Origin of the sequence: Exiguobacterium acetylicum DSM 20416, assembly GCF_000702605.1 — a bacterium.
Lineage (GTDB): Bacteria > Bacillota > Bacilli > Exiguobacteriales > Exiguobacteriaceae > Exiguobacterium_A > Exiguobacterium_A acetylicum.
This window is the reverse complement of record NZ_JNIR01000001.1, coordinates 2,624,706-2,636,698: the sequence shown is the minus strand read 5'-3', so window position 1 is coordinate 2,636,698 and position 11,993 is coordinate 2,624,706. Positions and strand designations below refer to the sequence as shown.

11 protein-coding genes and 1 riboswitch are annotated in these 11,993 nt (G+C 45.8%); of the genes, 8 read left to right on the top strand and 3 right to left on the bottom strand.

Translation table 11 applies throughout. The annotated features are described in order from the left end of the window. Position 1 precedes the first annotated feature (1 nt). Positions 2-104, top strand: a riboswitch (SAM riboswitch). Between the two features lie 74 nt (positions 105-178). From P401_RS0113935 to P401_RS0113925, 3 genes are all read left to right on the top strand, one after another. After that, positions 179-1,237, top strand: a complete 1,059-nt coding sequence (locus tag P401_RS0113935) for an LLM class flavin-dependent oxidoreductase (protein WP_029342965.1) — start codon at positions 179-181, stop codon at positions 1,235-1,237. Further along, positions 1,234-2,181, top strand: a complete 948-nt coding sequence (locus P401_RS0113930) for an ATP-grasp domain-containing protein (protein ID WP_029342964.1) — start codon at positions 1,234-1,236, stop codon at positions 2,179-2,181. The genes P401_RS0113935 and P401_RS0113930 overlap by 4 nt, the downstream gene beginning before the upstream one ends. 76 nt (positions 2,182-2,257) lie before the next feature. Further along, positions 2,258-2,725 (top strand): SRPBCC family protein, encoded by a 468-nt coding sequence (locus tag P401_RS0113925; RefSeq protein WP_029342963.1) that lies wholly within the window; start codon positions 2,258-2,260, stop codon positions 2,723-2,725. 222 nt (positions 2,726-2,947) lie between these two features. On the opposite strand, the gene P401_RS0113920 is transcribed toward P401_RS0113925, so the two are convergent. Beyond that, entirely contained in the window at positions 2,948-3,328 is a 381-nt protein-coding gene (locus P401_RS0113920; protein WP_051656320.1) for an NUDIX domain-containing protein, read from the bottom strand. Positions 3,329-3,394: 66 nt separating this feature from the next. Continuing rightward, positions 3,395-5,017, bottom strand: a complete 1,623-nt coding sequence (locus P401_RS0113915; RefSeq protein ID WP_023469778.1) for an ABC-F family ATP-binding cassette domain-containing protein — start codon at positions 5,015-5,017, stop codon at positions 3,395-3,397. A gap of 299 nt (positions 5,018-5,316) precedes the next feature. On the opposite strand from P401_RS0113915, the gene P401_RS0113905 reads away from it, so the two are divergent. The 4 genes from P401_RS0113905 (at position 5,317) to P401_RS0113890 (ending at position 9,597) form a co-directional block, all read left to right on the top strand. Next, on the top strand, positions 5,317-6,186 hold the full coding sequence (locus tag P401_RS0113905; RefSeq protein ID WP_029342961.1) for a prohibitin family protein: 870 nt from the start codon (positions 5,317-5,319) through the stop codon (positions 6,184-6,186). A gap of 213 nt (positions 6,187-6,399) precedes the next feature. Continuing rightward, complete coding sequence (locus P401_RS18605) at positions 6,400-7,845, top strand: hypothetical protein (RefSeq protein WP_051656319.1); 1,446 nt, start codon at positions 6,400-6,402, stop codon at positions 7,843-7,845. A 16-nt stretch (positions 7,846-7,861) separates the two neighbouring features. Then, positions 7,862-8,554 (top strand): WxL domain-containing protein, encoded by a 693-nt coding sequence (locus P401_RS0113895; RefSeq protein ID WP_029342959.1) that lies wholly within the window; start codon positions 7,862-7,864, stop codon positions 8,552-8,554. Positions 8,555-8,577: 23 nt separating this feature from the next. Next, positions 8,578-9,597, top strand: coding sequence for a DUF916 and DUF3324 domain-containing protein (locus P401_RS0113890; RefSeq protein ID WP_029342958.1), 1,020 nt, complete (start codon positions 8,578-8,580; stop codon positions 9,595-9,597). A 39-nt stretch (positions 9,598-9,636) separates the two neighbouring features. Here P401_RS0113890 and pepT read toward each other — a convergent pair whose 3' ends face one another. Continuing rightward, positions 9,637-10,872 carry a peptidase T gene (gene pepT / locus P401_RS0113885; protein ID WP_029342957.1) on the bottom strand — a complete coding sequence of 412 codons (1,236 nt, stop codon included), beginning with the start codon at positions 10,870-10,872 and terminating at the stop codon, positions 9,637-9,639. Between the two features lie 109 nt (positions 10,873-10,981). On the opposite strand from pepT, the gene P401_RS0113880 reads away from it, so the two are divergent. Beyond that, positions 10,982-11,980 carry a zinc-binding dehydrogenase gene (locus P401_RS0113880; RefSeq protein ID WP_029342956.1) on the top strand — a complete coding sequence of 333 codons (999 nt, stop codon included), beginning with the start codon at positions 10,982-10,984 and terminating at the stop codon, positions 11,978-11,980. Positions 11,981-11,993 lie beyond the last annotated feature (13 nt).

Sequence of the window (11,993 nt, the reverse complement as noted above, 5' to 3'; positions counted from 1 at the left end):
CATCTTATCTAGAGAAGTCGAGGGACTGGCCCGAAGACACTTCAGCAACCCCGCTGTGGCGGAAGGTGCTACTTCCAGGAAGGGATACCTTCTGAAGATAAGAGCGGACAGGACAAGATACCGTCGCTCTTTTCGAACTTCGAAAAGAGCGTTTTTTTATGATAAGGGGGACGATGGAGTGGAGTATGGTTTTTGGTTACCGATTTTTGGGGGATGGTTACGTAACGTCGAGGATGAACAGATGCCACCGACATTCGATTATGCAAAACAAGTCGCACAAACAGCAGAACGGATCGGCTTCTCGACGACGTTGATCGCGGAATTGAACTTGAACGACATCAAAGGCATCAAGGAACCGAGTCTTGAGGCATGGACGACGGCAGCTGCGATTGCTGCAACGACAGAACGCTTAGAAATCATGACAGCGGTTCGTCCTGGGTTCCATAATCCAGCGACGACGGCGAAGATGGCGGCAAACATCGATCAGTTGAGTGGTGGACGCTTTACGCTCAACGTCGTTTCGGCGTGGTGGGCAGAGGAAGCCAAACAATACAACGGTATCTTCACAGCACACGATGAACGCTATGCTCGGACGGAAGAATTCGTCACGGTCATGAAAGGATTATGGGCAGATGCGTCACCGTATAGCTTCTCCGGTAATCACTACACGATCGAGCAGGCGGAACTTCATCCGAAGCCCGTCCAGCGTCCAGGCATCAAGCTCTACGCTGGTGGAGAGAGTGAAGCTGGAAAGCGGACAATCGTCGAACACTGTGACGCTTATGTCATGCACGGGGGCACGGTCGAAGAAGTAGCCCATAAAATCAACGATATGAAAGTACGCCGGGAATCGACGGGACACGCACCGCTCGAGAGTTTCGGTCTTGCTGCCTACATCATTTGTCGGGATACGGAAGAAGAAGCGCTTCTTGAGTGGCAACGCATTACGGACGTCAAGGAAGACAGCGCCGGTTATGCCGGTTATCAGGATTTCATCAGTAAATCGCAACTGGAGCAACAGGTCGAGCGAAACGATTATTCCGTCTCGAACCGTGGTCTAAGACCGAACTTGATCGGAACACCAGAACAAATTGCGGAACGCATTCTAGCGTTCGAAGCCGTCGGTGTCACGTTACTCTTGTTACAATTCTCACCACAACTCGAAGAAATGGAACGCTTTGCTCGTGACGTAATGCCACTGGTCGAAGCGAAACGAAAGGTAGGTCAACAATCATGACAAAAATTCATATTCTCCACGAAAACCAAGAATGGACGGACCATCTCATCAAACGTCTCGAAGAACTTGAGTTACCGTATGAAGAGTGGCATCTAAATGAAGGAATCGTTCCACTCGATGAACTACCGCCAGAAGGCGTCTTTTACAGCCGGATGAGTGCCTCTTCGCATACACGCGGGCACCGTTACGCGCCGGAGTTGACGGAAGGGGTCCTTGCTTGGTTAGAAGAACACGACCGGACCGTCTTCAACGGAACGCGTGCGCTCCGCCTTGAAGTCAGCAAAGTCAATCAGTATACAGCACTACGTAAAGCAGGCATCCGTGTACCAAAGACGACGGCTGCAGTCGGACGTGATCAAATCGTGCAAGCGGCAAAAGAGATCGGCGTTTCGTCATTCATCACGAAACACAACCGTGCCGGGAAAGGTCTCGGCGTCCAGTTATTCCACTCAATTGAAGCACTTGAAGCCTACCTCGATGGTCCGACATTTGACGAACCAGTCGATGGCATCACGTTGATTCAAGAGTACATCCAAGCACCAGAACCGTATATCACGCGCTGTGAGTTCGTGGGTGGAAAATTCGTCTACGCGGTCCAAGTCGATACGTCGGAAGGATTCGAACTTTGCCCAGCGGATGCGTGTGTGATTGACGACCTGTTTTGCCCAGTTGGTGAAGAAGCACCGCAAACGCCGATGAAGTTCCAAATTGTTGAAGGCTTCGATGATCCGATCATCCAAAAGTATGAAGCCTTCCTCCAAGCGAACCAGATTGCGGTCGCAGGCATCGAGTTCATCAAGGATGCGTCAGGTACGATCTATACGTATGACGTCAATACGAATACGAACTATAATTCGGATGCTGAGGCAGCTGCAGGACGCTACGGTATGCTCGAACTGGCCAAGTTCCTCGGTGCAGCCCTTGAAACAAGCACAGTAAAATAAGAATCTGCTCCCGCCCTGTCACCGGACGTTACAAGACCGGATGACAGGGTATTTCTATAGAAAAGGGGGCGGATCTATGATTACGTGGAGAGAAGAAAGACAGCTCGACATCCCGATTGAGGAAGCATGGCACTTGTTTGATCACACGCGGCTGCAACGTCTGATTCCGAACGTCGTCCAGCACGAGGTAATCGAACGAAAACCGGGTGTGGTCGGTTCGACGTATCGTCAAACGTACATGCAGGGTAACCGACTTGAAACCTATATCGTGACCGATTTGGCTTATACGAACGAACCTGACTTCAAACAAAATACGATCGGATTTACGTTGGCTAAAATATTCAAGATCGAGATGACCTTTACACTCAAACCACTCGGACCTGATCGATGTCTGTTGATTTATACAGGGAAGAACGAAGGAGCCAATTTTGTTGGAAAGAGTCTGTTGTCGCTGGGAGGCGAGCGAGAGAATGAGAAAATCGTTCATGGGCTGTTGCAACGTGTCGAAGAAGAAGCGGCGAAACAAAAGAAGAACAACGCATGAAAAAACGGATTCCCGTGCCTGGGAATCCGTTTTAGCATCTTATCGATTCGTATATGATTTTTGACCGCTCGTTAAGCCGGATAGATGACCAATACGCATACCGATTCCATCTTTCATCGACTGTTCACGTACTTTTGGATCAACTAAAAGATCAGTTACCGACTGCTAATTTTAAATATAAGTATTGTGATTAAACTTTCGTTTCATCAAATGATTATATCGTTACGATAGTAGGCGCAAACGGGAAATCTGAGGATCATTTTGCATCTCATTCAGTGGTCGAAATCGAACAGCTCGTAATTCTTGTTGATCAAGTGGTAGTTCAGGATCAATCCCGAGTTGAAGTACAGAACTATTCGTGACACGTCGGACGAGAAAACACGTCTCCGTTCCTTGATCGATCGAAATCTCGTAGAGTTGTCGTTCGACCGTGACGTGAAGATGTGTCTCTTCTAATACTTCACGTACGATAGCTTCTTCTTTTGTTTCATTGCTCTCGACACCTCCGCCCGGTAACGTCCAAAATGTCCGGGAAGGCGTGTGTAACTCGACCATTAGGATCTGTTGCTCTTCAATCAACGCCGCGCATACGCGATGCCGCATATCGCATTCCTCCTTTAATGTGTTCAAAAAAAGAGACCGAAACGACAGTTCCGGTCTCTTTTAAAATCATTGCGCGTATAACGCTGTTAGTTGCTGTTGGATCGTATCATTGTTCAAGTACTCATCGTATGTCGTTTCTTTATCGACGATACCGTTTGGCGTCAACTCGATGATCCGGTTCGCGATTGTTTCGACGAACTGATGGTCATGCGAGCTGAAGAGCATTGCGCCTTTATAAGCGATCAAGCCATCGTTGAGTGCCGTAATTGATTCGAGATCCAAGTGGTTCGTTGGATCGTCGAGTACGAGGACGTTAGCACCGCTGAGCATTGCTTTTGAAAGCATACAACGGACTTTTTCGCCCCCAGATAAGACAGAAGCTTTCTTCATGACTTCTTCTCCTGAGAAGAGCATCCGACCGAGGAATCCACGGAGGAACGTATCGCTCTCATCTGCCGGCGAATACTGACGGAGCCAATCGAGAATCGTTTTATCCGAGCCTTCAAAGAATTCCGAGTTGTCTTTTGGCAAGTACGACTGCGAAGTCGTAACGCCCCATTTGAACGTACCGCTGTCCGGTTCCATCTCACCCATAAGGATTTTGAACAGTGTTGTGATTGCGATATCACTCTGGCTGATGAACGCGACCTTATCCGTTTTGTTCAATGAGAAACGAACGTTATCAAGGACTTTGACACCATCGATCGTCTTCGAGATACCGTCGACCATCAAGAGATCATTTCCGATTTCACGTTCCGGTGTGAAACCGACGAACGGATAACGGCGTGACGACGGACGAATGTCATCGAGTGTGATTTTATCAAGCAATTTCTTCCGTGACGTCGCTTGTTTCGCTTTCGAAGCGTTTGAGCTGAAACGCGCGATGAAGGCTTGAAGTTCTTTGATCTTCTCTTCTTTTTTCTTGTTTTGGTCACTTGCCATACGTGAAGCAAGCTGACTTGATTCATACCAGAAATCGTAGTTTCCGATATATAGTTGAATCTTACCGTAATCTAGATCCGCCATGTGCGTACAGACGTTGTTCAAGAAGTGACGGTCGTGGGAAATGACGATGACCGTATTCTCAAATCCGATTAGGAATTCCTCGAGCCATTTGACGGCTTTCAAATCAAGTCCGTTCGTCGGCTCATCGAGTAAGAGAATGTCTGGTTTACCGAACAACGCTTGGGCAAGCAAGACTTTGACCTTTTCCGATCCTGTCAGCTCAGCCATCGTTTTCGAATGAAGGTCTTCTTTAATGCCAAGTCCTTGAAGAAGCATTGCTGCTTCCGACTCCGCTTCCCAACCGTTCATTTCAGCGAATTCACCTTCGAGTTCAGCAGCACGCATGCCGTCCTCGTCTGAGAAGTCTTCTTTCATATAGATCGCATCTTTTTCTTTCATGACTTCGTAGAGACGTTTGTGTCCCATCATAACCGTTTCGATGACTTGGAATTCTTCGTATTCGTAATGGTTCTGACGGAGAACGCCTAACCGTTCGCCTGGTGTGATGATGACATCGCCTTGTTGTGCTTCGATATCACCAGCGAGAATTTTCAGGAATGTCGATTTACCGGCACCATTCGCGCCGATTAGACCATAACAGTTACCTGGTGTGAATTTGATGTTGACGTCTTCGAATAATTTTCGGTCTGCAAAGCGAAGACCGACGTTTTGTACTGTAATCATATAGAGATGAACCCTCGTTTCTAGTAAGTGATGTGCTCATTCGAGTGTACCACAAATCGTGATCTGTCGTAGAGCAGGCAAAGTTCCCTCCATATTAGGACAGAAATTAAAAATAAGCAACCAGACATTTTAAAAAATGAAACATTTTCCAGATGAATGCGTAGAACAAGATAAGGAATTCGTTAGAGGAGGGGTTAGATGGCCATCTTTTTCACATTATTGTTTTTCGCCCTCATCGTTTTGCTTGGCATGGAACTCTACCGCTATATCCAAGAAAAGATCGATAAAGGAGATTCAGAATGAGAGAAATCAAACCGAAGAAAAAAATTCGCCCATCGATGATCATCGCTGGTGTGCTCGTACTAGCGTTGCTTGCAACAACGCCGTTCATCGTTGAACAAATCGAACCTGGACAAGTTGGTGTCGTCTATACACCGTCAAGCGGTGTCAAAGATGAGACGTTATCGCAAGGCTGGCATGTTGTTTCACCGATCACACGAGTGACGGAGTATCCGATTCGGACACAGACAAAAGCACTTGAGAACATGACGCTTGCGACCAAGGACGGAAAGAACATCGTCGTTGACTTTACATACAGCTTCTCCGTCTCACCGGATAAGGTGACGAAAGTCTTCAATAAGTTCGGACCGATTGAAATCGATGAGATTGCAAAAGGGTATCTGAAACAACGTCTCTATGATGCATCGCGTGAGCAAATCTCGAAAGTTACTGTCCTTGAACTGTTCGGTGAAAAATCAGGGAATGTCTCGACGAGCATTCAGACGCAGTTTGCAGAAGACGTCAAGGACATCGGTTTTATCATCGAAGATGTCGCACTCAGTGCGCCGAAACCAGATGAAAAGACACAGGAAGCAATCGATGCGCGTGTCAAAGCGTCGCAGGAACTCGATAAAAAGAAAACGGATCTTGAAATCGCTAAAGCAGAAGCAGAGCGTCTTCGCGTAGAAGCGAAAGGAGCAGCAGATGCCCGTTTGATCGAAGCCCAAGGTTTAGCAAAAGCTCAAAAAGAACTACAGAAGACACTGACAGAAGAAATGATTCAATACGAAGCTGTCAAGAAATGGGACGGGAAGTCACCACTCGTCAGTGGATCGGGGAGTATGGTCCAACTACCGATTCCAGATGCTACAACAGAAGAAAAGAATTAAAACTCGATGTGCTTGGAGACAAGCACATCTTTTTATTTCATTATAATAAATCAACTGACTAAACCTTTATTGGTACTAAATTTTATTATATTAATAAATAACGATACATTTTTTATCTTTTAAATTCCATTTTAATGGTTTATTTACCTTATTCAGAAGGTAGATAGAGATATAGGTCAATAGAAATAGGTCATAAGGATGGGAGGGGTGCATTTGTATCGAAATCGATCGCCGAATCTTTTTATCATCTTAATGATTCTACTGGCAACAAGCTTTCCGATTCCGCACAGTCATGCGACGACTGAGGAATTCGAGATTCCAGACCCTTTGACGTCATCGTTTTGTGAAGAGACGTTGAGTGATCCAAAGAAAAAGGACTTGTTGGAAAAAGAGGAAATTGAACAATGCGAAGAGCTTGTAGAAGTAGAGAAGACGCCATCAACCGAGAGTGAAGACCCATCAACACCCGAGACACCTCCAACCGAGAGCGAAGACCTACCAACACCTGAGACACCTCCAACCGAAAATGAAGATCCACCAACACCTGAGACACCTCCAACCGAGAGTGAAGACCCACCGACACCCGAGACACCTCCAACCGAGAGCGAAGACCTACCAACACCTGAGACACCCCCAACCGAGAATGAAGATCCATCAACACCTGAGATAGCTCCAGATGAAGAGGACAATGAAGTTCCCGAGCAGCCTGATTCTGAAGAAGAATCATCGAGCGAAATTACAGCACCTGTCTTAAATCCAATTAAACCAAGACAAGAGAAGCAACAAGCGGTTGCACCGACACTTGCTGGAGTAGCACTGCTCGGAACATCAAGCTTAGATGCTTCCTATAATGGAACGACTCAAACGATTACATTAGAAAATACTGTTTCTGGATTGTTGAGCTTAAATTTATCAAGTGGATATATTATTTTTCGACTACCACCAGAAGTGATGCGAAGTATTGAAACGAGTTCCGTCCAACTGCAATATCGCTATAGTGGATTACTTGGGATTGGAACGCAAACGAGAGATGTGACAGCAATAATCGATCGAACAAATAACCAAATCTATGCTGATGTTAGCTCTTTATTAAAGCTATCTCTTCTAAGTAGCGATCGATTCACCTTATCTTTCAAAGTTGGAAATTTACCAGTCGGAGTCGATAAAGTCTACACATTTCGGAGTGTTTTAGCAGAGGGGTTAGTCGATTTAAATGTTTTAAGTGGTGGTACGGCAACAGCAACACTTGGAATCGGACCAACATTCAACTTAATCGTACCGGATACGTTAGACTTCGGAAGTCATGAGTTGACAGGACGTGAGAAAATTATTCCTCGCTTGTCTCCAATGACGATTTCTATTTCGCATGAAAATGCAGAAGGTTACAACTGGAAGTTACAAGCAAGTCTCAGTCGTCCTTTGACGAGTAAAGAAAATCATGTGTTAAATGATGTTCTTTATTTTAAGACAACTTCCAAAACTCAATTGTTACAAGCGACTGCTATTGAAATCGCAACAGGAACGATGTCGGTAAGCTCGAATCAGACACCGTTAACCTACGCAGAAAACGAAGGGATTATTCTCGACTTAACTGGCAAATATCCAAAACCTTCATCGTATAGCGCGGACATCCAATGGAGTTTAATCAATGCACCATGAAAAGGAGAGAACAGAGATGAAGAAACGTTTCGCTGTTTCGACGGTATTGATGAGTACGGCTTTGGTTTTAGGAACAACCACTGCATGGGCGGCGACTTCTACTGGCGAGTCGACGGCAAAAATTACGTTCACGTCGAATGAAGCACCGGTCATCGTGGATCCAGATGATCGGGATCCGAACAATCCATATGAACCAGACAAAAACGGCGGAAATACCCCTACAGGAAATACTGGAGCATTGACACTCGACTATGCACCTAACTTTGATTTTGGATCAAACGAATTGCTTTCCAATAAAGCTGAGTTTAAGGCGACCGATCAAAAACCATTTCTCCAAGTAACGGATCGACGGGTTAATCGGACAGAATGGGAAGTAACCGTGAAGTTGGGAGACTTTATAGATGGAGGTGGAACACCCTCGTTAATAGGTTCGACGTTATCCATTGATGCCGGTACTGTTCAAACATTAGTGAATGTATCAGGATTCGCGGCACCTACGACAGGAGATATAACATTGACACCAGGAAATGCAGGAGATGCGCAAACGATATTAACATCCCCAGAAGGAACGTTCTCAACTTGGCAAATTTACTGGAAGGGTAACGGAACCGATAACGATTACATCAAACTCAATGTACCAATCAATTCTCAAGTGCAAGGCACACACACCGCAACACTCGACTGGACGCTTACGGATGTCGTGAATTGACTTGAAAGCAGGTGAAGACAAAGATGAAACGATGGGGAGCCAGTTGTCTTGCTATACTACTTTATGGATTGTTATTCTGCGTCATACCTTCGACTAGTTTTGCAGAAGATCGCGTCAATTTTTCGATTGAAGCCGTTCCGAATGCCTACCAAGTGGATTCTGGTGTCTCGTACTTTGATTTACGTATGACGGCAAAACAAAAGACGAACATTCAAGTTCGGATTTTCAATCACGGACCTGATGATCATACGTTTTTGACATCAATCCGGAATGCAACGACGAACGATAATGGTTTGATCGTTTACGATCAAAAGAAACCGGTCCCGTTAGCTCCGACTTCGTTGACGGATCTCATTCAACCGAACGCGACATCGACGTTCATCAAGGGCGGCGAATCGAAAGTCGTTTCTTTACCACTTGAGATCGTGAACGATTTAGACGGTACCTTGTTAGCTGGTGTTCGGGTCGAGAAGAAACCAGAAAAAGAAACAGCTGAAAAAAATACAATCGGTATTCAAAATCGTCACTCTTACATCATCGGTTTGAAAGTCCGATCTTCGATTAAAGATCTGGCGCCCGAGATTACGTACGAAGGGGTAGAGGCAAAGTCGTCTTTTTCTAGACCGACTGTCTTTGTTAAGCTAGCCAATCAGGCACCGACGATCAGTCAGCCTATGAAGTTCGAAGCCGTCGTCACGCAAGGCAAAAAAGTCGTCGTTCGGAAAGCGACGGAAGTTCGATTTGCTCCGTCGATTTATATGAGAACACCGATTGAAACGACAGGAATCTTAGAACCAGGTACGTATCAAATTAATATCCGTGTTGAAGGAAAAGAAAAGACGTGGAAGTGGAAAGACAGCTTTAAAATCACGAAGCGCCAAGCAGACCAGATGAAAGAACAGATGCCTGAGCGAGAGATTGAGGAAAATTCCAACTCCTTCGTCGGTGAATGGTCGAAGGAACTCATGATTGCCTCGACGTTGATTATCTTTTTGCTGATTGGTTACATCTATCGCTTGAAAAAACAACAACGCCAGACATGAAAAAAAGCAGATTCTCAGCGCTGAGAATCTGCTTTTTAATTAGCGCGAAGCTTGTTCAAATCCTTGAGCGATGGTAATGATCACTTGTGTTGCTTTGACCATATTATCGACCGAAATGAATTCAAACTTGCCATGGTAGTTCTCGCCACCGGTAAAGATGTTCGGTGTCGGAAGACCCATGTATGAAAGTTGTGATCCATCCGTTCCACCACGAATTGGCTTAATAATTGGTGTGATGTCAAGCGACTCCATCGCTGCATGAGCGATATCAATGATGTGCATGTGGGGTTCGATTTTTTCGCGCATGTTGTAGTACTGATCATGTAAATCGATTTCGACACTGCCGGCGCCATACTTTTTGTTCCACTCATCGACAAGGGCAGACAAGAAATGTTTCCGTCCTTCGAACGCCTCACGATCGAAATCACGAATGATGTAGTCGAGCGTCGTTTTTTCGACAGAACCGTCAAAGGAAATCAGGTGGAAGAATCCTTCAAAACCATCCGTGAATTCAGGAGACTCTTCTCCAGGAAGACGATCGTGGAATGCCATCGCATGTTTCTGCGAATTAACCATCTTATCTTTTGCTGTTCCTGGATGAACATTCGTTCCGTGGAAGACGATTTTTGCCGCCGCCGCATTAAAGCTTTCGTATTCGAGTTCACCTAGCGGACCGCCGTCGACCGTATAAGCATACGTGGCATCGAATGCTTCGACATTGAATTGATGCGGTCCACGACCGATTTCTTCATCTGGCGTAAAGGCAACACGAATACGACCATGTTTGATTTCTGGATGTGAAATCAAATGATGCATTGCTGTCATGATTTCTGCGATTCCGGCTTTATTATCGGCACCGAGTAATGTCGTACCATCCGTTGTTATTAAGGTATGACCAACATAGTTGTGTAGTGCCGGAAAATCAGTTGGCGACAGGATGACGGACGGTACTTCACTTAACGTGATTGGATTTCCGTCATATGCTTCCACGAGTTGCGGACGGACATTCGTACCTGTAAAGTCCGTTGCCGTATCCAGGTGAGCAAGGAAACCAATTGTCGGAATGTCTGCATCTGTATTAGCGGGTAACGTCGCCATGACATAACCATTGTCATCGACCGTGACCTCTTCCATGCCAATTGTCTTTAATTCTTCTACGAGCAAACGAGCCAGTGTCCATTGCCCTTCAGTTGTTGGAACAGTTGTACTCTCATAGTTCGACTGTGTATCGACTTTCACGTATGTAGTTAGACGATCAATCAATTCTTGTTTCAAATCAAAAACGTCCCTTCTCGTCATAAGATACCTTCATCATAGCATGAACGACTAATGTGAGAGAATTCTGAATCATGATAGACTAATAATGAAAAAGGGGGAATTCTTCATGAGAGCATTCGTAGTCGATCGGTATGGAAAAGACGCATCACTTACAGAAAAAGACGTCACACCTGAAAAAGCGGGGAAACACGAATTACGGGTTCAAATCGAGGGGTCGAGCATCAATCCACTTGATACGAAGATGTTCTTCGGACATGTGGCGGCGGCTTCGACGACTGGAATCCTCCAGGGCGATGTAACGGGGAAAGTCATTGAGATCGGCGAGGGTGTGACGTCTTTTTCTATCGGCGATCGCATCGTCGCATTCGGTGGCGGACTTGGTACACGTGCCGGTGCGCTAGCGGAAGAAATGCTTGTACCTGAACAGATGGCAGTCTTACGACCGGAAGGGGTCTCGGCTGAGGTTGCTGGTTGTTTACCGGTGATTGGGTTGACGGCGATGGAAATTTTAAAAGAGCGGATCGCGATTACCCCAGGCATCCGTGTTTATGTAGCAGGTGGAACGGGTGGAGTAGGACATCTTACCGTACAACTTGCTCGTCATTATGGATGTGACGTCACAGCGAGCGCCTCTTCTGACGAGAAGGCAGCTTGGCTAGAAGCAAAAGGGATCCGCGTTCATCGGTACAAGGAAGAATCGGCTGAAGCGTTGCTAAACCGACTGGATCTGGACGGATTCGACGTCATCATTGATACAGTCGGCGGTGACCATTTACAAGAATCGTTCATACTCGCAAAAGAGCGGGGACGCATCATTTCGATCGCGACACGGACGACACAAGATTTAACGATGATGCATAGTAAAGCCTTGTCCCTTGAAGCTGTGTTCGTCGCGCTTCCGTTACTGAAAGGAAAAGTAGAGGAGATGAAACAACAGCAACGTCACTTATCAGAACTTGTTCATTTAGTGGAAGAGGGTGTCATCGAGATTCGGATTGAAGAGCAGATTCCTTATGAACGCGATGCGTTAAACGATCTCTATCAACGATTTGATCAAACATCACATTTTGGTAAAGTAAGTGTCTATCCAACTCATAAAAAATGATTCTCCATTCATT

Excerpts from the sequence above, each read along its gene's own strand:
- P401_RS0113930 (WP_029342964.1), top strand. The coding sequence starts at position 1,234 with ATGACAAAAATTCATATTCTCCACGAAAACCAAGAATGGACGGACCAT.
- P401_RS0113925 (WP_029342963.1), top strand. The coding sequence starts at position 2,258 with ATGATTACGTGGAGAGAAGAAAGACAGCTCGACATCCCGATTGAGGAA.
- P401_RS0113920 (WP_051656320.1), bottom strand. The coding sequence starts at position 3,328 with ATGCGGCATCGCGTATGCGCGGCGTTGATTGAAGAGCAACAGATCCTA.
- P401_RS0113915 (WP_023469778.1), bottom strand. The coding sequence starts at position 5,017 with ATGATTACAGTACAAAACGTCGGTCTTCGCTTTGCAGACCGAAAATTA.
- P401_RS0113905 (WP_029342961.1), top strand. The coding sequence starts at position 5,317 with ATGAGAGAAATCAAACCGAAGAAAAAAATTCGCCCATCGATGATCATC.
- P401_RS0113895 (WP_029342959.1), top strand. The coding sequence starts at position 7,862 with ATGAAGAAACGTTTCGCTGTTTCGACGGTATTGATGAGTACGGCTTTG.
- P401_RS0113890 (WP_029342958.1), top strand. The coding sequence starts at position 8,578 with ATGAAACGATGGGGAGCCAGTTGTCTTGCTATACTACTTTATGGATTG.
- P401_RS0113880 (WP_029342956.1), top strand. The coding sequence starts at position 10,982 with ATGAGAGCATTCGTAGTCGATCGGTATGGAAAAGACGCATCACTTACA.